This window comes from Paractinoplanes pyxinae (assembly GCF_026626335.1).
Lineage (GTDB): Bacteria > Actinomycetota > Actinomycetes > Mycobacteriales > Micromonosporaceae > Actinoplanes > Actinoplanes pyxinae.
Genome location: NZ_JAPNTZ010000001.1, coordinates 809,023 through 829,882 on the forward strand (window position 1 = coordinate 809,023; position 20,860 = coordinate 829,882).

The window sequence follows — 20,860 nt, forward strand, 5'->3', positions numbered from 1 at the left end:
TTCGCCGCGATCTCACGCCGCCCTTACGGTGGCGGGATGACGGGGGATCTGTTCGACGCGGCATCGATGTACGACGAGGACTATCTGCACTTCTTCGTGGGCGCGGAGAGCGGCGGCGCACCGACGCACGGACCGATTGTGGGCACGGCGTATCCGGGCGCGACCGCGGCGGCCGACCTGGTGTGGAGGCTGCTCGGCCTGGAGCCGGGGATGGCGGTGCTCGATCTGTGCTGCGGGCACGGCGCGCTGGCCAACGAACTGGCCTCCCGCGGCTGCCGGGTCACCGGGCTCGACTCCTCCGCCGTGTTCCTGGACCGTGCCCGGGCGGATGCGGGCGCTCTCGAAGTCGAGGTCGACTACGTCGCCGGGGACATGCGCGCGCTGCCGGGGGAGTGGGACGGCCGGTTCGACCGGGTCGTCAACTGGACCACCGCCTTCGGCTATTTCGACGACGACGCCAACCGGGGTGTGCTCGACGAGATCGTGCGCGTGCTGCGGCCCGGCGGACGCCTGGCCATGGACCTCGACAACCTTGTGAAGTTCCTGGCCTCGTACACTCCCTCGCGGGTCACCGCCGCCCGGGCCAACGGCGACCTGCTGGTCGACCGGCACCACCTCGACCCGCTGACCCTGCGCTTCGAGGTCGAGCGCACGGTCGTGCGGGACGGCCGGGCCCGGACGCTCACCTTCCTCAAGCGCCTGTTCGGCTTCCCGGAGCTGCGTGACTGGTGCACCGCGGCGGGCTTCACCGCCGTCACCGCGTACGGCGAAGACGGTGAGCCGCTGCGAGCCGATCACAATCGCATGGTTGTGATCGGTGACCTCAGGCCGCCGGGATAGGGAACACGTGCAGCTGGGCCGGCGCCTGCTGGGAAAAGCCGTCGTTGCTGATCGCGTAGAGCCTCTTCCCGTTGGGCGCCCAGGCCAGGCCGCCCCGGGCCAGGATGTGGTCGGTGCCGCCCAGCTCGAACGACGCCACCGAGCTGCCGTCGACGCCGAAGACGGTCACATCGCCGTCGTACCCCGCGTTGGAGCCGCCCGCGATGCGCGTGCCGTCGCGGGTCAGCTCGACCGCGTTCGGGTACGGCGCGAGCGAGTAACTGCGGCCGGTCTGGGCCGGATTGGCCATGGAGAACGTCTGCAGCCGGTACGGCGATCCGCTCGCCGTGAAGGCGGTGGCGCCGGTCGGGTCGACGGCCACGTCGCCCAGGTTGCCGCCGAGCTGGCTGGTGCTGCCGACATAGGTCAGCGCCCCGCCGGCGCCGATCGTGTACGAGTAGCCCGTCCACGGGCTGCCACCCGCGTCGCCCACGAACAGCACGTTGTTGTTGCGCAGCGCGGTGGCCGGCTGCGCGTAGCTGAAGCTCTGGCCGGTGAGCCCGGTGGTCACCACGGCCGGCTGGCGGCCCAGGTCGACCTTGCCGAGCCCGCGGCTGTCGCAGCTGTAGCCGAAGAACAGGAAGCGGCCGGTGACGGCGAGCGTCTCGGGGCAGGCGGTCTCGTAGACGGCCGACCGCAGGAGCGAACCAGTGTCGTACGCGACGATCTGGCCGGCCGCGGGCAGCGCCACGTAGAGCATGCGCCGGTCGTTGCTGAGCTGCAGGTCGGTCGGCCCCTGGAGGCCGTCGATGGTGCCGGTGATCGCCCCGGTCGCCGACGTGACGACGATCTGCGTGGCGTCGCGGCCGCCGCTGATGAACACCCGGTCGCCGGCCGAGACGACGTCGGCCGGGTTGCCGAACGGCAGCTGGGTGACTGTGGGCTCGGCCGCGGCCTGCGCGGTGCCCGGAGCGACGGCGAGGCCACCCAGACACGTCACGAGCGCGGCGAGTAAGACGACAGGTCTGCGCACTGCACTTTCCCCCTCGAAGCCGAGGACCGGGCAGGGGGCAGCGACAACTGAACGGTCTCGCCCCCGCGCACCGATCCAGAGGGGTCAATAACTACCACAGGGCGCCGACATTTTCCGGCCCGCCCCGCGCGACAGCGAAATCACTCATAGTGACCGCAGGCGGCCGACGATCCCTTAGCCGATCTCGTACGGCGACATTACGAAGAGTGAGATCTGGGGGCGGGCAAGCCGCCGAAGCGGTAAGCGGCAAAAGCCCGATTCGTGCCTGGTTTCGACCCGATACGTGCAGCCTGAGATGTCTGAGTTCAACCCTTTGGCCAGGATGCGCCGCCGCCCAGGTCAACGCCCTTGTTTCACGCTGCGTAGCTTCCTATTGTCCTAATGCGTCCGAAAAACACGGGTAACCGCGACGGGCGACATCACGAACGGTGACAAGGCGGAGGTTGCGATGTTCGGAGAACACGGCGGGCTGATCCTCGTCGCCGGCTACGCGCTCATGCTGTCGTGGCCGCTCTCGACCGTCGCGCTGGTGACCATCGCCGTCCGCTACGTGGCGTCACGCCGCCAGGAGCTGGTCAGCCGGTCGCTGGTCAACGGCGACGGCACCCCCGAGCACTTCTGGATCATCGTGCCCGCGCTCAACGAAGAGGTCGTGGTCGGGAACACCGTACGGGCCGCTCTGGGTCTCACCGGACCGGGCAACACGCTGGCCCGGGTGCTGGTGGTCGACGACGGTTCGGACGACCGCACGCCCGAGGTGCTGGCCGCCATCGACCACCCTCGCCTGCACGTGATGCGCCGGGAGCTGCCCGAGGCCCGCAAGGGCAAGGGCGAGGCGCTGAACGCCGCGTACCGCTACATCGCCGAGCAGACCGCGCAGGCCGGCATCAGCCCCGAGAAGGTCGTCCTCGGCATCATCGACGGCGACGGTCAGGGCAGCCCCAACATTCTGCTCGAAGTGTCGCGGATGCTGCGCGATCGGGCGATCGGCGCGGTGCAGGTGCAGGTGCGCATCCGCAACCGCAACAAGCTGCTCGGCGCCGTGCAGGACCTCGAGTTCGCGTCCATCGTGAACGCCTGCCAGAGCCTGCGCGACCGGCTCGACACGGTCGGGCTCGGCGGCAACGGGCAGTTCACCCGGCTCTCGGCGCTGCTGGCGCTCGGCGCGGCGCCGTGGTCGGCCTGCCTGGTCGAGGACCTGGAACTGGGCCTGCGCATGCACCTGTCGGGCGTCGGCATCCGCTACACCTCGCGGGCCGCGGTCACCCAGCAGGCCGTGGTCGACGTCCGCCGGCTGACCCGCCAGCGCACCCGCTGGGCCCAGGGAAACCTGCAGTGCGCCCGCTACCTGCGGCAGCTGGTCACCTCGAAGCAGATCGGGCTCACCTCGCTGGCCGAGGTGCTGCACTACCTGTTCTCGCCGTGGATCAACGCGCTGGTCACCGTCGTCCTGGCCGTCATGGTCGCGGTGAGCACGCCCGGCTGGTCCGACCTGGCCGCGGGCGGCGCGGTCTGGCTCGGCATCACCTGGTTCCCCGGCTTCCTGTGGGCGCTGGTGCACCGCTACCGGCTCCGCGACGAGACCCTTCCGCGGCTGTTCCTGGCCGCTGTCGCCTACCCCGCGTTCCTGCTCCTCGGCCTCGTGGCCACCTACCGCGCCATCGCCCGGCAGGCCACCGGCCGGCAGGCCTGGGCCAAGACCGAACGCCTGGCCGAAGAACCGCTCCCCACCTCCGCTCTCGCCCTCGCGGCCTGAGACCCCCCAGGAGAATCCGAAATGTCGCTCCCCGAAGTGCACCTGATCGGCGGCACCCGCCCCGAAGCCGTCAAGCTGGCCCCGGTCGCGATCGCCATGCGCGAGCAGGGTCTGGTCGAGCCGGTTTTGCTGGCCAGCGGTCAGCACCCCACGATGGTCATCCAGGCGCTGGCCGCGTTCGACCTGACCGCCGACGTCACGCTGACGATCGAGCGCAGCACCGGCAGCCAGGCCGAGCTGATGACCGAGATGGTGCGCCAGCTGGACGCGCTGTGGGACGTCCGCCCGCCGGCCGCCGTCATCGTGCAGGGCGACACCACGACCAGCCTGGCCGGTGCGCTGGCGGCCTTCTGGCGCCGGATTCCCGTCGTACACCTGGAAGCGGGTCTTCGCTCGGGCGACCTGGACTCGCCGTTCCCCGAGGAGGCCAACCGCAAGCTCGTCGCCCAGGTCGCCTCGCTTCACCTGGCGCCGACCCCGCTCGCGGCGATGAACCTGCTCGACGAGAACGTGCCGGCCGCCGACGTGATGGTCACCGGCAACACCGTCGTCGACGCGACCCTGGCCGTGGCCGGACGCAAGCTGCCTTACGCCAACGCCGCTGTTGCCGCCGCCCGCGCGAACTCGAGCAACCGCCTCGTGCTGGTGACCGCCCACCGCCGCGAGTCGTGGGGCCAGCCGCTCGACCGCATCCTGGCCGCCGTGCGCACGCTGGTCGCGAAGTACCCGGACATCGACGTGATCCTGCCGAGCCACCCCAACCCGGCCGTACGGGCCCAGGTCGAGGCCGGTCTGGCCGGGCTCGAGCGGGTCACGGTCACCGACCCCGTCCCGTACGCGGACCTGTCCCGCCTGCTGTCGGAGGCCTACCTGGTGCTGACCGACTCGGGCGGCATCCAGGAGGAGGCGCCGTCGTTCGGCGTCCCGGCGCTGGTGCTGCGTGACGTCACCGAGCGGGTCGAGTCGATCGACGCCGGCTGCGCCACATTGGTCGGCTCCGACACGCAGCTGATCGTCGACGAGGCGTCCGCGTTGCTCGACGACCGTGCTCGCCGAGACGCCATGACCGTCAACGGAAACCCGTACGGCGACGGTCTCGCCGCCCACCGCACCGCCCAAGCCACCGCCGCTCTTCTCGGTCTGACCGCCTCTCCCGAAGCCATGGTTGGAGTGTCCCGCTGATGCGTTTCTCGAAGCCCCTCATCTCGGCCGCCGCGGCCGCCGTCACCCTCGGCGCGTTCGCCCTCAGCTCGGTGCAGGCCGAGGCCGCGGTCAAGCCGGCCGCCGTCGTCACCGCGCTGCCGGCCGCCAAGTCCGGCAAGGCCGCGCCCGGCGGCGGAACGGCGAAAACCCTTGTCCTGTACGACACCACGGGCGACTACGGCTGGATGGGCGAGGTCTACGCGACTCAGACCGCCAACCTGAGCTCCCACTTCGGCTCGTGGACGGCGGCGCCGGTCGGCTCGTACAAGGCGGGCGACCTCAACGCGTACACCGCGGTCATCTACGTCGGCTCCACCTACGACGAGCCGATCCCGCCGGCCTTCCTGACCGACGTGACCGCCACCAGCAAGCCGGTGACCTGGCTGTACGACAACATCTGGCAGCTCACCGCTACCGGCGACTTCGCGGCGCAGCACGGCTTCACCAGCGGCGGCTTCGACTTCGCGGACGTGGCCGAGGTCGGCTACAAGGGCCAGACGCTCACCCGCGACACGGTCAACAAGTCCGGCATCATGAACCTGTCGATCAGCGACCCGGCCAAGGTGAGCACGCTGGCCACGGCCGTCCGCCCCGACGGCTCGACGTTCCCGTGGGCCGTGAAGTCGGGCAACTTCACCTACGTGGGCGAGATTCCTTTCGCGTACGTCACTCACGACGACCGTTACCTGGCGTTCGCCGATCTGCTCTTCGACTCGCTGGGCTTCACCAACGTCGACCGGCACCGCGGCTTGGTGCGCATCGAGGACGTCGGCCCCGACTCCGACCCGGCCGAGCTCAAGGCCGTCGCCGACTACCTGTCGAGCGAGAAGGTGCCGTTCACGGTGGCCGTCTACCCCCGCTACCGCGACCCCAAGGGCGTCAACAACGGCGGCAAGGCCCAGGACTACACGCTGCTGAGCAAGCCGAAGGTGGTGGCCGCGCTCAAGTACATGCAGAGCAAGGGCGGCACGCTGCTCATGCACGGCTACACCCACCAGTACGGCAACGTGGCCAACCCGTACGACGGGGTCAGCGCCAACGACTTCGAGTTCTACGCGGCCCACGTCGACGCCAACGACAGCGTCATCTACGACGGTCCCGTCGCCGGCGACTCGGCCGCCTGGGCCACCAGCCGCATGGTCGCCTCGGGCCTCATCTTCACCGCGGCCGGCCTCGGCACGCCCACCATCTTCGAGTTCCCGCACTACGCGGCCAGCGCCGTCGACTACCAGGTGGTCAACACCCTGTTCGGCAAGCGCTACGACCGCGGCCTGTACTTCCCCGGCGTGCTGACCGGCCAGAAGTTCGACTACTCCCGCCAGTTCGGCCAGTTCTTCCCGTACGCCGTCCGGGACGTCTACGGCTCGGTCGTGATTCCCGAGAACGTCGGCAACGTCGAACCCGACGCGTTCAACAACCACCCGGCCCGCCTGCCGGCCGACCTGATCGGGGCGGCCAAGCGCAACCTGGTGGTCCGCGACGGGGTGGCCAGCTTCTTCTACCACCCGTACCTCGGCACCGACTACCTCAAGCAGGTCGTCACCGGGATCAAGGCCCAGGGCTACACGTTCGTGTCGGCCAACTCGGTCATCTAGTTTCCCCGACGCGCCGCCGGTGACTTTCATCGGCGGCGCGTCGGCGTCGGTCACCAGCCGTGGATCAGCTCCTCGATGGCCGCCTGCGCGTACTGGTCCAGCTGCCGCCACCAATCGGCCTGCCGGATCGCACCCGGTACCTCTTTGGTCCACCGCTCCTGCAGGGCCCAGGCGTCGACGGCGAGCGTGGCCCAGAGCGGGCTGTCCGAGTCCGAAGCCGTGTAGGCGAGGCGAAGCCAGTCGTCGGCCCGCCCCCGCGCGTACCGCTCACGCTCGGCCCACGCGCTCGGCTGCCGGCTGGCCACCCGGCGAACGACGTCCCAGGCCTGCAACGCCGCGTACGGGTCGACGTCGGCCGCTACGGCAATCCGGATCTGGTAGTTGGCCTGCTGCCACTGAGCCAGCTCGTCGGCGACGTACCGCCCGCGGAACGCGTCGACGTCGATGCGGGCCGCGCTGGGCCAGCCGTGGCGCAGGAACTCGGCCACGTCGGCATCGGTCCGCACGGCGCCGGCTCGCTCGACGGCAACCGACCCCGGATCGACGAACCGAATGGAGTCCACATAGTCCCAGTCGCTCGAGCTCACCAGGGAGGCGCCGTCGTCGTACGGAACGTGGGCGTTGTCCTGGGCCAGGGCGGCCGCGTATCCGGTGCCGCCGAACTCGGCCAGCTCCTCGTCGGTGCCGTTCGCCGCGCGCCGGGCCGCCGCGTTCACCCAAGGAAAGTCCGCCGCCGGGTGCTCGGCCGCCATCCGGTTCGCGTACTCGAGATCGTCCGCCCGATCCCGAGCCGCCTGGCTCAGCGCGGCCGGATAGCCCGACGACAGAAACGCCGCCGTGTCACCGTCCACGGCCTGGCCGGCCGCCTGCTGAACCGCCCGGCGCGGGGCGTGAACCGACAACCACCGTACGAAATCCCGTTCCGCCCCGGCCGGGTCAGCCACCAGATCCGGCGCCGCCGGCGGAGCCGCGACCGCCCGCGACGGAACGGCCAGAACGATCCCGGCCGCACCCAGTAAGAAGTGCCTGCGCCTCATGAGCTACCCCCGCTGACAAACATCGATGGCTGGCCCGCGATTGAAGCACACCGCGGCATTCTTCACATGACCTGCACATACGGCAGTAGACCGGCCACCCCGGAAAGTGCTGGACTGACTGTCCGCCGCCAAGCGAGAGATCAGCGAGGAACAGGAACCGTGCGAACCGAACAAAGGACGAGCGGCCGATACGGCACCCCGGCCGAGGCTGCCGGATACGCCGGGGCGTTCGCCGCCCTGGTCGTCCTGGCCGCCGTCACCCTCCTCGGATCGGCCCACATCATGTCGAACAGCTGCATCGTCGGCTCCGAGCAGTCCCTCTGCCCGATCGCCGGCCCGGACTGGTCGCGTCCCGTCCCGGTCACGGTGATCCTGCTGGGCCTGCTGACCGGCCTGCTCGGCCTCGCCGCCGGCCGCCCGATCCGCAGGAACGCGATGATCGCGGCCTACGCAATGGTTGTCCTCGGCTTGGTCATCACACTGCTGATCGGCTGAACCCGGCACCGCGCCGCGGCGGATATGCAGTGCCGTGATCTTTGACGCCGACGCCGGAATCAGACCGTGCACCGTGGACATCCCCCGTCGGCCCGGCGGGCGGCAATGAACGTCAGTGCCGAGTCCGCCATGAAGCTTCTGCACATGTACTTCCGGCGGATTCTCCTGCTGCATCCGGCATTTAACCTGATGTCGGCCCGGGTCAATGCCGGCGCGGAAAAGCGTCGCCGCTGAACAACCCGCGCGCAGGGGGAACTTTCATGTATACGCCGGAATACGTCCCCGCCCCCAGAAGCAGAATGGGCCGCGGTAAGAAGGCCGGCCTGATCGGTGGCGGTGTGCTCGCCGGACTCGCCGGGCTCGTCGTAGTCGGTATCGCTGCCGGTGGGGGCGACGAGACGCCCGCCGCGGCTCCCGTTGCGGCTATGACAACAACGCCATCCATCAGCGCGGCCAACCAGGAAGCCATCGACAAGCTCCAGGTGTGCATCGACATGACCGTCGGCACCCGCCCGTACGATCCGACACTGTGGGACACCACTCTGTGCGGCGAGTACCACGGCAACCTAGGTTCTGCCGGGCAGCCGACCACCGAGGCCGCGGAAGCCGTCACCGAACCCACTACTGAAGTGATCGCGGAACCCACCACCGAACCCACCGAAGAGCTGACCGTCTCGCAGCAGAATGCCGTCGACACGGCAGCCGACTATCTGTCGTCGTCCTCGTTCTCGCGCTCCGGCCTGATCAAGCAGCTGAAATACGAAGGCTTCTCCACCAAGGACGCGACCTTCGGTGTGAACGCGCAGAAGGCCGATTGGAACGAGCAGGCCGCCGGGAAAGCAGCGGATTATCTGGAGAGCAGCTCGTTCTCGCGCTCCGGGCTGATCAAACAGCTCAAGTTCGAAGGCTTCTCGACCAAGCAGGCCACCTTCGGTGTGAACGCGCAGAACGCCAACTGGAACGACCAGGCCGCCAAGAAAGCGGCGGACTATCTCGACAGCGGATCGTTCTCCCGCTCCGAATTGATTCGGCAGCTCAAGTTCGAGGGCTTCACGACAAAGCAAGCCACCTATGGCGTCAAGAAGGTCGGGCTGTGATCCGAGGACTCGAGCTCGAGATGCTGAGTTAGTCGAGGAATCCGCCCATAGTTACGAAGAAATAGGCGCCCACCGAGAAGGCGAGGAAGCCCAACCCCACGACGACAGCCACGATGCCGCCGTCGCCGCGGGTGTCGACGGACATGGCGCGCTGGGGGTCGGCCGGGTCGTAGATGATGTCCATCGGGACGTCGATGATGTGTGACTTGTAGCTGCTCGAAGTGTCGACCGCCGTGCGGACCTCGTGGCCCTCGCGCGTGTGGAACCGGACGACGGGCAGGAACGTGTCTCGGCCTTCACTCTGCGCCACCCGCTGATTGCCGGCCACCACCGCGGTGATTCGCTGGCCGTCCCGGAGCAGCTGCCGCACCCGCTGCCGCCGCCGGAGGCCGAGCACGATCGCCAGCACCCCCGCGATCGCCGGAACTCCCACCACGAACGCGGCGACGACAACGCCGAAACCCATCGACTCTTCCCCCATGGGCAGAACGGTAGAGGAACCCGTCCAGCGGCCCGAATCAGAGGCGGCCGGTCCAGGGTTTGCCGGCGGCTGCGCGCTCGGCGGTGCGTCCTGGAGGCAGGTCGAGGACGTCGATGAGGCTGGGATCCTCGTCGACGGCGTGGTGCAGGTGCCCGAGCTTGGCGGTGGCGGTGTCCCCGTCCGAGGCGCCGGTCAGCTGCCAGAGCCCGTCGTGGGCGTCGTGGCTGATCGAGAGCACCGGTTCGTGACGTTCGAAGACCTGGCTGGTCTGAACGCAGTTGGTGCCCAGCAGCCAGTGCCGCATCCACCAGGCCCGCCGGTCCAGCTGCATGACGTGGTCGGTGACCCACCACACGAAGGGCAGGTCCTCGTGGGCGCGCGCCTCGTTCGCGGTCAGGTCGGGGCCGCCCTGCGGGACGTGCTCGAACGGCTCGTCGACCAGCGAGAACGCGTGACCGCCCTCGTTGGCGAAGACGACGGCGTGGAACGTGCCGCCGCCGGGGTTGCCGGCGCCGATCCCGACCGACAGGCGAGCCACGTGCGGATCCGCCCCGGTGGTCCAGCCGAACGCGTAGGAGGCCAGTTCGCCTTGCGGGCCCACGAACTCGCCGAACGCGCGCCGGTCCATCCCCGTGACGTCGGCCGTCGGCACCTCGACCAGGGCGCCTTCATCCACCTGAATATGCACGACGGCAAGATAGCTGATCTTGCGGCAAAACCGTTTGTCGGTACGGCGGCGGGGTGCGAGATTCGCCGAGTGGACACGAACTGGGAGTGCGTTGCTGTGGCGGCGGGTGAGTCGGAAAGCCTCGTCCCGCTGCTGCACGACGCTGAGGAGGACGACGAGCGGATTCGGGCCGCGCTGCGGGAGTCCGCCTGTCAGGGGTATATCGCGCGGGTGGGGGAGGAGCCGGTCGGCGCGGCGGTGATGCGGTGGTCGGCAACGGAACCGTCGGAACTGCTGTATCTCGCCGTTGTGGAGCCGGCCCGGCGGCAGGGGCACGGGCGGCGGATCGTGGCCTCGCTGCAGGCGGAGCTGCCGCGGCACGGGCGGAGCATGCTGGTCGGCACGGGTAACTGCTCGCTCGACAACATCGCGTTCTATCAGCGGTGCGGGTTTCGCATGCACGGCGTGAAGCGGGACTTCTTCTCGTACATCGACCCTCCGCTGAGCGAGAACGGCATCGTCATGCGGGACATGATCGTGTTCTCGTACGAAGTTGGCGAACGATGAGCTTGTTCTGCGATGTGGAGATGGCTGCTCGCCTCGAACGGCTCGAAGCCGACCTCATGGGACGCAGCAGCGAAGCCGCCCGAAACGGGTTCGCCGTGCCGCTGGCCGGTGGAGTGGCCAGCTTCGCCGAGGCCGACTCGCCGCTGAACAAGGTGGCCGGGCTCGGCTTCGGTGGCGTTCCGGCGGCCGCCGACCTCGACGCGGTGGAGCAGGCCTTCTTCGCCCGTGGCAGCGCGGTTCAGGCGGAAGTGTCCACACTCGCCGACCCGGCCGTCGGTGAGGTGTTGAGCGGGCGGGGCTACCGGCTCGTCTCGTTCGAGAACGTGTCCGGTTGCCGGCCCACGGCGGGCGCGGGGACGACGTACGACATCGAAGTGCGAAGCGCGACCGGGGAAGGCGAATGGCTCGACGTGGTCGCCGATGCTTTTGCGGTGGCTGACACGCAGGGCGTCGCCTCGCACGAGGACTTCCCGCGCGACGTGGTGGTGAACGCCATGCGGCACATGGCCGCGGCCGGTCTGCGCCACTACCTCGCGCTGCGCGACGGCGTCCCGGCCGGCGGCGCCAGCATGCACGTGGCCGGCGGGGTGGCTCAGCTGACCGGCGCGGCGACCCTTCCCGAGCACCGGCGCCGCGGCGTCCAGTCGGCGCTGCTTTCGGCTCGTTTGGCCGATGCGGCGGCCGAGGGGTGCGACCTCGCCGTCGTCACCACACAGCCCGGCTCCAAGTCGCAGCAGAACGTGCAGCGAAACGGGTTCGACCTGCTCTACGCCCGGGCCATCCTGGTCAAGCCTCTTCCGGAGCGGGACGGGAACCGTGGTTGATTCGTTCGGAGGAGACGTGCACTTCGAGCTGAGCCAGCGTGGCCGGGGACAGGCCGGTCACGTCGACGAGGATGTCGGTGTCGGTGGTGCGGGCCAGGTGCACGGCGGTCTCCGCGACCAGTGAGGCCCACAGGCCTGTCGCGCGGGGTTCGTTCGTACGCAGCAAGCCCGCGACAGCGTCGTCGAGGAACTTGAGGTCGAGGGTGAGGCCGTCGGCCGCGTCGGTGCCCTGCGTCCAGACGATGCTGCCATGGCCGGACTCGACCGGCGGCCACAGCACGGCCCGGCGCTCCACCGGCTCCCGCGGACCAGTGTCGATCATCGGCGGCGACGGCCGGGTGCTGCCCGCCAGCTGAAGCCGCGACTCGTTCTCGACGATGGCGGGCAACGCCTCCAGGCCGTGCGCGACGTAGTAGCCGTCGGGGCCGCCCTCCAACGCCCGGGTGATCGGCCCCGGGTATTGGATGCCCCGATCGTGATCGTCGAATTCGGTGAGGAGGATTCGCGCGTCCGGGAAAAGCCCGCGCAGCGAACCCAGCGTCCGCGCGCTGACCACGGTCGTGAGCACGATGTTGGCCGTGGTCGGGGCCTCCTTGATGTCGAGCACGATGTAGCCGTCACCGAGCATCCGGCTCAGGTCGGCCCGGGCCTGCGCCGACAACGGCATCGTGGTCGCCACGACGACGTTCGCATCATGCTCGTCCATGCGGCACACCGTACCGACGGCGGTCCAATGCTGCTTTCGTCAGCGCGCCGGCGCTTGGCGGGCCAGGTCCGCGAGGGGTTCACCGCTCAGCCGGCACATCGTCCACTCGTCCAGCAGTTCGGCGCGAAGCGAGCGGTAGAAGCCGATGGCCGGCTCGTTCCAGTCCAGCACCCGCCACTCGAAGCGTTCATAGCCGCGGTCCACGCAGATGGCGGCCAGGCCGGCGAGCAGGGCCCGGCCGTGACCCCCGCCGCGCGCCTCCGGACGGACGTAGAGGTCGTCGAGGTGCATGCCCCGGGTGCCGGTCCAGGTCGAGAAGAACGGAAACCACACCGCGTAGCCGACCACCTCTTTCGGGTCGTCGTTCTCGGCGATCAGGGCGTACGCGGCACGGTCCGAGCCGAACAGGGCCTCAACCAGCTGAGCATCAGTTGCTTTCGCTTGCTCGGGCGCCCGTTCGTACGCGGCGAGCTCCCGGATCATCGCCCTGATCTCCGGGACGTCGTCCACCACGGCCGCTCTGATCATGGAAGCAATCTACCCGCGCACGGCTACAGTCACGCTGACCGAGTGAGCCAGGAAGGGTGACTTCGTGACGTGCATCGTCGGGATCACGGACGGGCGGACCGTCACCGTGGGCGGGGACTCGGCCGGCAGCGACGGGTGGCACGTCGCGGTGCGCTCCGACTCCAAGGTGTTCCAGGTGGGCCCGTACCTGATGGGTTTCACGACCAGCTACCGGATGGGTCAACTGCTGCGCTACTCCCTGGACGTCGGCGAGCCCGACAACTGGGACGTCGACCGGTTCATGGCCACGACCTTCATCGACGCCGTTCGCGAATGCCTGACCAGAGGCGGCTACGCCCGCACGGAGGACGGCCAGGAGCAGGGCGGCCAGTTCCTGGTCGGCATCCACGGCCGCCTCTACGTCGTCGACAGCGACTATCAGATCGGCCACACGATCTCGGGCTACGCCGCGGTCGGCTCCGGCTACCTTGTCGCCCTGGGCTCGCTGCACTCCACCGCCAAATCCTCCGCCACAAGCCACGAACGCGCCGTGATGGCCTTGGAGGCGGCAGCCGAACTGACCGAGGGCGTGCGACCCCCTTTCACCGTGGTGCAAGCCGAGTAGAGGCCGGAAAAGCAGGCGCTCAGACCGCCGGAATGCGGGACGCTGTCGTTGTGGCCGGCCGGTGGAGCGTCATAGTCGATTGGCTGCAGCGCCACTGCGCGGGCGAGGCGGCGCAGGTGCGGCCGGGCGCCTCCGAGGCGGCGCAGGTGCGGCCGGGCGCCTCCGAGGCGGTTCTCGCAGCCGCCCAGCGCGAAGTCGGTGTGCCGTTCCCGGCTGACCTGCTGGAGTGGTGGCGGGCGGCAGACGGGATGGAGTGGGCCTTCGAGCGGGCGGAATGGCCGAGCGTCGGCGCCATGATCGATGAGACCGCGGAGGCCTTGACCACGGGTATTTTCCTGTGGCCGTCGAGGGCCGGCTCGAATGGGTTCCCGCCGAAGAACTTCGACGAACTGTGGTCAGGCCTCGTCGTACTTCTCCCAGAACTTGGTACGGAGTTTGTGGCGCACTAGTTCGTTCAGATCGATGCCGCCTCGGCGGTCGGACAGGTCGGTCAGCAGGGCCTTGTCGATGTCCCGGGGGATGGACGGCCGTCCGGCCACGAGTTCGGTCAGGGCCTCGGCGGTGGCGGACCGGCGGAAGGTGGCCAGGACATTGCTGACTACCGAGTCGATCTGCTCGGTCAAGTCGGCTTGATCCTCGAACATCGTCCCGCCGGGCTCGAGCAGGGGCGCCGGTTTCGGTCGCGGGCGCCAGCCCTGCACTTCGATCTTCGTGACCGTCTGGTCGATGGTTTCCGGGAAGATGGTTTTGAGGCCGTCGGCGGCGCGGATCAGGTGGCGGCTGATGGCGTGCGGCTTGTCCGTCGCGTCGGGGACGGCGAGCAGGATCACCTGGACGCCGTGGACCTGGGCCTCCTCGACGGCCTCGGTCAGGTCGTCGTCGCCCGAGACGAGGATGAAGACGTCGGCGGCGCCGTTGCGGGCGTGCGTCACCAGATCGAGGCCGATGCGCAGGTCGACGCCCTTCTGCTGGCCCTCCCGGCCGAACCGGCCGAGGCGCAGCTTGACGTTCGACAGTTCGCCGATGAACTGCTGCTGGTTGTCAGGCACGCCGTCGCGCGCGGAGTCGTACCAGTGCACTCGCAGCACCGGCAGCCCGGACAGCGCTTCAGCCTGCTGGACGAGCGCGTCGATCAGCGACTCGTAGTCGACCTGGATCCCGTTGCGGAACGACGTCCCGGTCACTCGGACGGCGGTGGCGCTGAGCAGATAACCGACGTCCACATATAGGGAGCACCTGGGCCTCACGCTCCACAGGATGCCATCAGCCGGGCACTCCGGTCTGGATAGGCTCGAGTCGTGGGGCGTGGTGAGGTCGCTAGGAGCGTGAATCTGCTGGTGGACTTCTGCGCGATGCGGGACGAAACGGCCTTGAACAGGGGAGCGGCTGACGTCGCGATTCTGTTCGGGGGCAGCATCCTGGCCGGCGGGGATGTCTTCGCGCGGGCGCTCGAGAACGGGGTGGCTCAGCGGGCGATGATTGTCGGCGGGCAGGGGCACTCGACCGATGCTTTACGGGCAGCCATGCGGCAGTCGATGGGGTGGGGCGACGTCGACGTCACCGAGGCTGCGCTTTTCCAGCGTTATCTGCGTGAGCGGCACGGCCTGAACGTCGATCTGCTGGGCACCGAGTCGACCAACTGCGGGAGCAACGTACGGGAAGCCTTGGACCTTTTAGATGCTCGAGGCGTGCCGCATGAGCGGATTCTGATCGTTCAGGACGCCTCCATGCAGCGGCGTATGGACGCGGGATTCCGATTGCTGGCGCCGCTGAAGACCGTCGTCAACTATGCCGCTCATCGGACGTACGTTGATGACGCTCTCAATTACCTCGATGCGCCGGCCGGAATGTGGGCGCCCGAGCGCTATTTATCGCTTCTCATGGGCGAGATCCCGCGGCTCGCCGACGGCCCGGATGGGTACGGGCCGTCGGGGCGCGGGTTCATCGCCCACGTCGACATACCGGACGACGTGTGGCGGGCCTATTCGGCGCTGAGGACGGCCGGTGCGGGCGTGGCCAGGGCGGCCGACCCGAGGTGGGCCTGAGGCTGCGCGCGACGCCAACGGGTCGAGACGGCGGGAGCCTTCTTCTCGACCGGGCGGCGGACGGCGGCCTCGCCCCGGTTCGGCAGGGCCAGGCGGAACACCTTGTACCAGGCCGACGCGACCTGTTTCGGCAGCGGGCCGCTGACATATGAGAGCCCGTACCGCTGGAACAGGTCCTGGATCTTCGGAGCGATCTCTTTGTAGCGGTTGCTCGGCATGTCCGGGAACAGGTGGTGCTCGATCTGGTGGGACAGGTTGCCGGTCATCAGGTGCATGGCCTTGCTGCCGCTGATGTTGGCCGAGCCGAGCATCTGCCGCAGGTACCACTCGCCGCGCGTCTCGCCCTCGATGGACGTCTTCTCGAACGTCTCGACGCCGTTGGGGAAGTGGCCGCACATGATGACCGAGTGGCTCCACAGGTTGCGAATCAGGTTCGCCGTGGCGTTGGCCGCGATCGTGTGCAGGAACGACGGGCCGGACAGGGCCGGGTGCACCACGTAGTCCTTGAGCACCTGCTTGCCGATCTTGCGGCGGACGGCCTTGAGCGCGGCCTTGAACTTCGGGTCCTTGCGGCGCTCCTTGGTGGCCAGGTTGCGGCCCAGTTCCAGGTCGTACGCGGCGATCCCGTACTCGAAGAAGCAGGCGTTGACGAAGTTGTAGAACGGCTGGCCCAGGTGCGCCGGGTGCCACTTCTGGTCCTCGTCGACGCGCATGATGCCGTAGCCGAGGTCGTTGTCGCGGCCGATCACGTTCGTGTACGTGTGGTGCAGCTCGTTGTGCGAGTGCTTCCACTGCTCGGCCGGGGAGGCGTGGTCCCACTCCCACTTCGTCGAGTGGATCTTCGGGTCGCGCATCCAGTCCCACTGGCCGTGCAGGATGTTGTGGCCGATCTCCATGTTCTCAAGGATCTTGGCGATCGACAGGCCGGCCGTGCCGACCAGCCAGGCCGGCGGGAACAGCGAGAAGAGCAGCACCCCGCGGCTGCCGAGTTCGAGCCCGCGCTGCCAGGCGATCACCCGCCGGATGTACGCGGCGTCCTTCTCGCCCCGGCTGGCCATGACCTCGTCGCGGATGGCGTCGAGCTCGACGCCGATCTGCTCGATGTCCTCGGGCATGAGGTGGGCGATCGGGCTGGTCTTCTGGCGCTGGATCGTGGTCATGCAGGGTTCCTTTTCACGCGTTGATCTTGCGATGGCCGGCGACCGGGTTCATCAGGCGTCGATCTTGCAGGGGCCGGCGGCGGCCGAGATGCATGTCTGTACGGGGATGCTGTCGCCCGGTTCGGCGACGGTCAGCTGGCCGTCGCGCAGGTCGCGCACGGCGCCCTCGCGCAGCGGCAGCACACAGCTGAAGCAGATGCCCATGCGGCAGCCGGACGGCATGAGCACGCCGGCCGCCTCGCCCGAGTCGAGCAGCGGCTCGGAGCCGTCGGTCTCGACCACGGTGCCGGACTGAGCGAAGGTGACCGTGCCGCCACCGCCGCTATTGATGAGCACCGGCCGGAAACGCTCGGTGCGCAGCAGGTGGCCGGCCTCGGCGTCGGCCCAGTGGGTCTCGAGGTCGTCCAGCATCTCGTTGGGTCCGCAGGCCCAGGTCTGCCGCTCGAACAGGTCGGGCACGAGCTCGTCGAGGTCGGCCGGCTTGAGGCGGCCGTCGGCCCGGGTGTGCCGCTCGATCAGCCGGATGCGACCTTCGGCGGCCAAAGCGCGCAACTCTGCGCCGAAAACGACAGCTTCGCGCGTTCCGGCCGAGTGCACGACGACAACATCGGACAACTCGTGCAACGTACTGCGCAACATGCCCATGACCGGGGTGATGCCGCTGCCCGCGGTCACGAACAGCGCCTTGGCCGGTCGTGGCTCGCACAGCAGGAACTCGCCGGCCGGGACGTCGAGGTGCACGATCGTGCCGCGTTTCATTTTCCGTACGACGTGAGTGCTCACCACGCCGTCGGGCACCGCGTTGACGGTGATCGTGAAGCGCCCGTCGCGCCGGGTGGGCGGACTGGTGATCGAGTACGAGCGCCACAGCCGCACGCCGTCGACGTCCACACCGAGGCGGACGTACTGCCCGGGCCGGTGCGCCTGCCAGCCGCGACCGGGCCGGAGCAGCAAAGTGACACTGTTATCCGTTTCCGGCCGGACGGCGTCGACCTTGGCCCGCAGCACGTTGGCGTTGCGCAGCGGGGCGACCACGTCGAGGTAGTCCGCGGGCACCACCGGCGTCGTGATCAGCTCGATGACCCGCCAGGCGCCGGATCGGACGTTGCGTATAACAGCCACGTAACAAGAGTCCTACGTCGCGGGAGTAGATTCCTGACCTACCGAAGTGAAAGTGACCGTATTATTTGTTCACGGGGGACAAGACGCGGCACCTAAACGGGAGAAATTGGTGTGACGGAGCCCCTACCAGATGTAAGAACTTTTCGACTCTCACCCGAGGTGGTCGCGCCCCTACGGGAACGGCTGCGCCACATCGCGTTGCAGACCATCTATGCCATCACAGCCGAGGTGCCCGCGTACGCGGATCCGTTCGCCGGCGAGCTCGGGCCGAAGATCGAGCGGGCCGTCATGGCCGCGCTGGGCACCTTCCTGCAACTTGTGTCCCGGGCGGAGGGTCCTGACCCGCAGTCACCGCTGGGGCCGGCCCTCGAAGGTGCGTACGCGCTGGGCCGGGGCGAGGCGCGCAACGGCCGCAGCCTCGACGCGCTGCTAGCGGCCTACCGGGTCGGCGCGCGCGTCTCGTGGCACGAGATGGCCGCGATCACTCTCGGCACCGGTCAGCCGGCCGCCAACATCGCGCACTTCGCCGAGCTGGTGTTCGCCTACATCGACCAGCTCTCGGCGGCCAGCGTGGCCGGACACGCCGACGAGCTGGCCTCTTCGGGCCGGGCCCGCCTGCGCCACCTGGAACAACTGACCCAGGCGTTGCTGGCCGGCGAGCCCGAGCACACGCTGGTGGCGGCCGCCCGGCGGGCCGACTGGTCGCCGCCGCGCACACTGACCGCCGTGCTGGTCCCCGAGCACACCGCTCGCACTGTGATTGACCTGCTCGATCGCCGCACGCTCGAGCTGAACGAGGCCGGACCGGGCGCGCCCGACTTCGCCGTGCTGCTGGTGCCGGACGCCTCGCGGGAGGCCCTGCTCGGCCTGCTGCGCGGTCAGGTTGCCGTGGTCGGGCCGGCCCGGCCGTGGCTGGCGGCCAAGGCCTCGTACGACCGGGCCGTACGCACCTTGCGGATGCCCGGGCGGACCGTCCGCACCGTGATCGACACCGAGGATCACCTGGTCGAGCTGGTGCTGACGGCCGACTCGCAGGCCCTGGCCGACCTGCGGGCGCGGGTGCTGGCCCCGCTGGCCGACGCCCCCGAGGACTCGGCGGCCAAGCTCGTCGACACGCTGCGGAGCTGGCTGCGGCACCAGGGCCGGCGCGAAGAGGTGGCGACCGAGCTGTTCGTGCACCCGCAGACGGTCCGCTATCGCATGACCCGCTTGCGACAGCTCTACGGCGACCGCCTGACCGATCCGGAGTGGATATCCGCTTTGACGATCGCCCTGTCGGCGCCCTCAGAGTTCGCTGTGTAAGTACACGGCCGTTGTGCTTGTGGCCGCGAGAGTACACAGAGTTCGTTAAGAAGCTCTGCGGAACCGGCCAGGGCGGGCGGCCAGCATCCTCGGCATGAGCGTGATCGAGGTACGGGGACTGACCAAGCGGTACGGGCCGCAGACAGTGGTGGACGACCTGTCCTTCACCGTCGAGGCGGGGCAGGTGACCGGCTTTCTGGGGCCGAACGGGGCCGGCAAGTCGACCACCATGCGCATGATCATCGGGCTGGCCGCGCCGGACCGGGGGACGGCCACGATCGGCGGGCGGAACTATCGCGACCTGGCGGTGCCGCTGGTCGAGGTGGGGGCGCTGCTCGACGCGGGCGCGGTGCACGGCGGGCGTACGGCCTACGACCACCTGCACGCGTTGGCGGTGAGCAACGGGCTGCCTCGCAAGCGGGTGGATGCGGTGCTCGCGCGTACGGGAATGGAAGGGGTGGCCGGGAAGCGGGCCGGCGGCTTCTCGCTCGGCATGCGGCAGCGGCTCGGGATCGCGGCGACGCTGCTAGGAGAGCCGCGGGTGCTGATCTTCGACGAGCCGGTGAACGGGCTCGACCCGGAGGGCATCCGGTGGGTGCGCGATCTGATGCGTTCGCTGGCCGCGGAGGGTCGGGCAGTGCTCGTTTCCAGTCACTTGATGAGCGAAATGGCGCAGACGGCCGACCACCTGATCGTCATCGGCCGCGGGCGGTTGATCGCCGACACGGCGGTGAGCGAATTGACGCGTACGAACGGGGAAGGCGCTGTCGTCGTCCGAGTGAGCGATCGTGCACGTTTCGCACAACAGTTGAGCGCCGCCGGGGCGACCGTCCGCGACGGGCTGGAGAGCTCGCTCGTCGTGTCCGGCATGAGCGCCGCCGACATCGGCCAGCTGGCCGCGTACCACGGGGTGGCGCTCAGCGAGCTGACACCGCAGCGGGTGTCGCTCGAGGAAGCGTTCATGGAGCTGACCCGCGACAGCATCGAGTTCTCGGGGGTGGCGGCATGAGCACGGACGTCGCTCCGCGGGCCGGCTTCGGCCGCACGCTTCAGGCCGAGTGGATCAAGCTGCGCAGCCTGCGCTCGACCTGGTACACGCTGGCCTGCCTGTTCGTGGTCGGGCTGGGCATCACGATCCTGAGCTCGAATGCGGCCGGGCAGGCTTGGGAGACGGCCACCGAGGCGGAGAGGCTGGCCTGGGACCCGACCGGGCGCAGCACGATGACGTACATCGTGGCCCAGCTCATCGTCGGGGTGCTCGGCATCCTCGTGGTGACGTCGGAGTACGCGACGGGGTTGATGGGCACAACGCTCACCGCCATGCCCCGCCGCACGCGGGTGCTGGCCGCCAAGGTGCTACTGGCCACGGCGGTGGCCTTGGTCGCCGGTGAAGTGCTCATGTTCGCCGCGTTCTTCATCGGCCAGCCGTTGATGGCCGGCCAGAACGTGCCGACCGCGCACCTGAGCGATCCCGGCGTGGTTCCCGCAGTCATCGCGGGCGGCCTGTATCTAGGCGCGATCGCAGTGCTGGCGATCGGCCTGGGCGTCCTCATGCGGGCGACGGCCGGGGCGCTGGCCACGCTGGTCGGCATCGTCTTCCTGGTGCCGGCCGTGGCCGGGCTGTTCCCGTCCTGGATGTCCGGCGTCTTCGACTTCTGGCCCACGCTGGGCGCGGCGGCCCCGCTGGGAACGGTGCCCGACCCCGACTTCCCGCACCCGTGGCTGAACTTGACCGGCATGTGCCTGGCCATAGCCGCAGTGCTGGCGGCTGCGTTCATCGCTTTCCGCCGCCGCGACATCTGATGCCCCGGCGACTGCC

Annotated in this window: 23 protein-coding genes; 14 read left to right on the top strand and 9 right to left on the bottom strand. The window is 69.1% G+C overall.

Features of this window, described 5'->3' with window-relative positions; translation table 11 throughout:
* Positions 1 to 36: 36 nt before the first annotated feature.
* Entirely contained in the window at positions 37 to 840 is an 804-nt protein-coding gene (locus OWR29_RS03470; RefSeq protein WP_267560853.1) for a class I SAM-dependent methyltransferase, read from the top strand.
* On the opposite strand, the gene OWR29_RS03475 is transcribed toward OWR29_RS03470, so the two are convergent.
* Complete coding sequence (locus OWR29_RS03475; protein WP_267560854.1) at positions 824 to 1,852, bottom strand: hypothetical protein; 1,029 nt, start codon at positions 1,850 to 1,852, stop codon at positions 824 to 826. The genes OWR29_RS03470 and OWR29_RS03475 overlap by 17 nt on opposite strands.
* A gap of 448 nt (positions 1,853 to 2,300) precedes the next feature.
* Between OWR29_RS03475 and OWR29_RS03480 the strand changes: the two genes are divergently transcribed.
* The 3 genes from OWR29_RS03480 to OWR29_RS03490 are packed head-to-tail and all read left to right on the top strand — an operon-like array spanning position 2,301 to position 6,406.
* Positions 2,301 to 3,608, top strand: coding sequence for a glycosyltransferase (locus OWR29_RS03480; protein ID WP_267560856.1), 1,308 nt, complete (start codon positions 2,301 to 2,303; stop codon positions 3,606 to 3,608).
* A 21-nt stretch (positions 3,609 to 3,629) separates the two neighbouring features.
* The gene (gene wecB, locus OWR29_RS03485; RefSeq protein ID WP_267560857.1) at positions 3,630 to 4,790 is read left to right on the top strand and encodes a non-hydrolyzing UDP-N-acetylglucosamine 2-epimerase; all 1,161 of its coding nucleotides are present in this window, start codon (positions 3,630 to 3,632) and stop codon (positions 4,788 to 4,790) included.
* Entirely contained in the window at positions 4,790 to 6,406 is a 1,617-nt protein-coding gene (locus OWR29_RS03490; RefSeq protein ID WP_267560858.1) for a DUF2334 domain-containing protein, read from the top strand. The genes wecB and OWR29_RS03490 overlap by 1 nt, the downstream gene beginning before the upstream one ends.
* Positions 6,407 to 6,456: 50 nt before the next feature.
* Here the strand turns inward: OWR29_RS03490 and OWR29_RS03495 are convergent, their stop codons facing one another.
* Complete coding sequence (locus OWR29_RS03495) at positions 6,457 to 7,443, bottom strand: hypothetical protein (protein WP_267560859.1); 987 nt, start codon at positions 7,441 to 7,443, stop codon at positions 6,457 to 6,459.
* A 159-nt stretch (positions 7,444 to 7,602) separates the two neighbouring features.
* On the opposite strand from OWR29_RS03495, the gene OWR29_RS03500 reads away from it, so the two are divergent.
* A complete protein-coding gene (locus tag OWR29_RS03500; protein ID WP_267560860.1) occupies positions 7,603 to 7,938 on the top strand; it encodes a hypothetical protein in 336 nt (111 codons plus the stop codon).
* A 260-nt stretch (positions 7,939 to 8,198) separates the two neighbouring features.
* Complete coding sequence (locus tag OWR29_RS03505) at positions 8,199 to 9,035, top strand: Ltp family lipoprotein (protein WP_267560861.1); 837 nt, start codon at positions 8,199 to 8,201, stop codon at positions 9,033 to 9,035.
* A 28-nt stretch (positions 9,036 to 9,063) separates the two neighbouring features.
* Here the strand turns inward: OWR29_RS03505 and OWR29_RS03510 are convergent, their stop codons facing one another.
* Both OWR29_RS03510 and OWR29_RS03515 read right to left on the bottom strand, forming a co-directional pair.
* Positions 9,064 to 9,516, bottom strand: a complete 453-nt coding sequence (locus OWR29_RS03510; RefSeq protein ID WP_267560862.1) for a DUF3592 domain-containing protein — start codon at positions 9,514 to 9,516, stop codon at positions 9,064 to 9,066.
* Between the two features lie 37 nt (positions 9,517 to 9,553).
* Positions 9,554 to 10,204 carry a hypothetical protein gene (locus OWR29_RS03515; RefSeq protein ID WP_267560863.1) on the bottom strand — a complete coding sequence of 217 codons (651 nt, stop codon included), beginning with the start codon at positions 10,202 to 10,204 and terminating at the stop codon, positions 9,554 to 9,556.
* On the opposite strand from OWR29_RS03515, the gene OWR29_RS03520 reads away from it, so the two are divergent.
* Both OWR29_RS03520 and OWR29_RS03525 read left to right on the top strand, forming a co-directional pair.
* Positions 10,199 to 10,750, top strand: a complete 552-nt coding sequence (locus OWR29_RS03520; protein ID WP_267560864.1) for a GNAT family N-acetyltransferase — start codon at positions 10,199 to 10,201, stop codon at positions 10,748 to 10,750. The two genes, OWR29_RS03515 and OWR29_RS03520, sit on opposite strands and share 6 nt — an antisense overlap.
* Positions 10,747 to 11,574, top strand: coding sequence for a GNAT family N-acetyltransferase (locus OWR29_RS03525; RefSeq protein WP_267560865.1), 828 nt, complete (start codon positions 10,747 to 10,749; stop codon positions 11,572 to 11,574). Before OWR29_RS03520 ends, OWR29_RS03525 begins: the two co-directional genes overlap by 4 nt.
* On the opposite strand, the gene OWR29_RS03530 is transcribed toward OWR29_RS03525, so the two are convergent.
* Both OWR29_RS03530 and OWR29_RS03535 read right to left on the bottom strand, forming a co-directional pair.
* Positions 11,537 to 12,280: a hypothetical protein gene (locus OWR29_RS03530; RefSeq protein WP_267560866.1), complete on the bottom strand. Its 744-nt coding sequence runs from the start codon at positions 12,278 to 12,280 to the stop codon at positions 11,537 to 11,539. The genes OWR29_RS03525 and OWR29_RS03530 overlap by 38 nt on opposite strands.
* Before the next feature lie 39 nt (positions 12,281 to 12,319).
* Positions 12,320 to 12,808, bottom strand: coding sequence for a GNAT family N-acetyltransferase (locus OWR29_RS03535; RefSeq protein WP_267560867.1), 489 nt, complete (start codon positions 12,806 to 12,808; stop codon positions 12,320 to 12,322).
* A gap of 64 nt (positions 12,809 to 12,872) precedes the next feature.
* Between OWR29_RS03535 and OWR29_RS03540 the strand changes: the two genes are divergently transcribed.
* The gene (locus tag OWR29_RS03540; protein ID WP_267560868.1) at positions 12,873 to 13,412 is read left to right on the top strand and encodes a hypothetical protein; all 540 of its coding nucleotides are present in this window, start codon (positions 12,873 to 12,875) and stop codon (positions 13,410 to 13,412) included.
* A gap of 50 nt (positions 13,413 to 13,462) precedes the next feature.
* Positions 13,463 to 13,861, top strand: coding sequence for an SMI1/KNR4 family protein (locus OWR29_RS03545; RefSeq protein WP_267560869.1), 399 nt, complete (start codon positions 13,463 to 13,465; stop codon positions 13,859 to 13,861).
* Here the strand turns inward: OWR29_RS03545 and OWR29_RS03550 are convergent.
* Positions 13,808 to 14,659 carry an NYN domain-containing protein gene (locus OWR29_RS03550; RefSeq protein WP_267560870.1) on the bottom strand — a complete coding sequence of 284 codons (852 nt, stop codon included), beginning with the start codon at positions 14,657 to 14,659 and terminating at the stop codon, positions 13,808 to 13,810. The genes OWR29_RS03545 and OWR29_RS03550 overlap by 54 nt on opposite strands.
* Positions 14,660 to 14,737: 78 nt before the next feature.
* On the opposite strand from OWR29_RS03550, the gene OWR29_RS03555 reads away from it, so the two are divergent.
* Positions 14,738 to 15,457: a YdcF family protein gene (locus OWR29_RS03555; protein WP_267560871.1), complete on the top strand. Its 720-nt coding sequence runs from the start codon at positions 14,738 to 14,740 to the stop codon at positions 15,455 to 15,457.
* Here OWR29_RS03555 and OWR29_RS03560 read toward each other — a convergent pair.
* The gene (locus OWR29_RS03560) at positions 15,394 to 16,617 is read right to left on the bottom strand and encodes a fatty acid desaturase family protein (RefSeq protein ID WP_267560872.1); all 1,224 of its coding nucleotides are present in this window, start codon (positions 16,615 to 16,617) and stop codon (positions 15,394 to 15,396) included. The genes OWR29_RS03555 and OWR29_RS03560 overlap by 64 nt on opposite strands.
* A gap of 51 nt (positions 16,618 to 16,668) precedes the next feature.
* On the bottom strand, positions 16,669 to 17,739 hold the full coding sequence (locus OWR29_RS03565; RefSeq protein ID WP_267560873.1) for a ferredoxin reductase: 1,071 nt from the start codon (positions 17,737 to 17,739) through the stop codon (positions 16,669 to 16,671).
* Between the two features lie 111 nt (positions 17,740 to 17,850).
* On the opposite strand from OWR29_RS03565, the gene OWR29_RS03570 reads away from it, so the two are divergent.
* The 3 genes from OWR29_RS03570 (at position 17,851) to OWR29_RS03580 (ending at position 20,844) form a co-directional block, all read left to right on the top strand.
* Complete coding sequence (locus OWR29_RS03570) at positions 17,851 to 19,041, top strand: PucR family transcriptional regulator (protein WP_438872546.1); 1,191 nt, start codon at positions 17,851 to 17,853, stop codon at positions 19,039 to 19,041.
* A gap of 100 nt (positions 19,042 to 19,141) precedes the next feature.
* Positions 19,142 to 20,050 (top strand): ABC transporter ATP-binding protein, encoded by a 909-nt coding sequence (locus OWR29_RS03575; protein ID WP_267561179.1) that lies wholly within the window; start codon positions 19,142 to 19,144, stop codon positions 20,048 to 20,050.
* On the top strand, positions 20,047 to 20,844 hold the full coding sequence (locus OWR29_RS03580; protein WP_267560875.1) for a DUF2705 family protein: 798 nt from the start codon (positions 20,047 to 20,049) through the stop codon (positions 20,842 to 20,844). The genes OWR29_RS03575 and OWR29_RS03580 overlap by 4 nt, the downstream gene beginning before the upstream one ends.
* Positions 20,845 to 20,860: the final 16 nt, after the last annotated feature.

Coding starts and splice junctions, on each gene's coding strand:
- OWR29_RS03470 (WP_267560853.1), top strand. CDS start 37: ATGACGGGGGATCTGTTCGACGCGGCATCGATGTACGACGAGGACTAT.
- OWR29_RS03510 (WP_267560862.1), bottom strand. CDS start 9,516: ATGGGGGAAGAGTCGATGGGTTTCGGCGTTGTCGTCGCCGCGTTCGTG.
- OWR29_RS03525 (WP_267560865.1), top strand. CDS start 10,747: ATGAGCTTGTTCTGCGATGTGGAGATGGCTGCTCGCCTCGAACGGCTC.
- OWR29_RS03495 (WP_267560859.1), bottom strand. CDS start 7,443: ATGAGGCGCAGGCACTTCTTACTGGGTGCGGCCGGGATCGTTCTGGCC.
- wecB (WP_267560857.1), top strand. CDS start 3,630: ATGTCGCTCCCCGAAGTGCACCTGATCGGCGGCACCCGCCCCGAAGCC.
- OWR29_RS03490 (WP_267560858.1), top strand. CDS start 4,790: ATGCGTTTCTCGAAGCCCCTCATCTCGGCCGCCGCGGCCGCCGTCACC.
- OWR29_RS03520 (WP_267560864.1), top strand. CDS start 10,199: ATGCACGACGGCAAGATAGCTGATCTTGCGGCAAAACCGTTTGTCGGT.
- OWR29_RS03530 (WP_267560866.1), bottom strand. CDS start 12,280: ATGGACGAGCATGATGCGAACGTCGTCGTGGCGACCACGATGCCGTTG.
- OWR29_RS03580 (WP_267560875.1), top strand. CDS start 20,047: ATGAGCACGGACGTCGCTCCGCGGGCCGGCTTCGGCCGCACGCTTCAG.
- OWR29_RS03560 (WP_267560872.1), bottom strand. CDS start 16,617: ATGACCACGATCCAGCGCCAGAAGACCAGCCCGATCGCCCACCTCATG.
- OWR29_RS03480 (WP_267560856.1), top strand. CDS start 2,301: ATGTTCGGAGAACACGGCGGGCTGATCCTCGTCGCCGGCTACGCGCTC.
- OWR29_RS03535 (WP_267560867.1), bottom strand. CDS start 12,808: ATGATCAGAGCGGCCGTGGTGGACGACGTCCCGGAGATCAGGGCGATG.
- OWR29_RS03505 (WP_267560861.1), top strand. CDS start 8,199: ATGTATACGCCGGAATACGTCCCCGCCCCCAGAAGCAGAATGGGCCGC.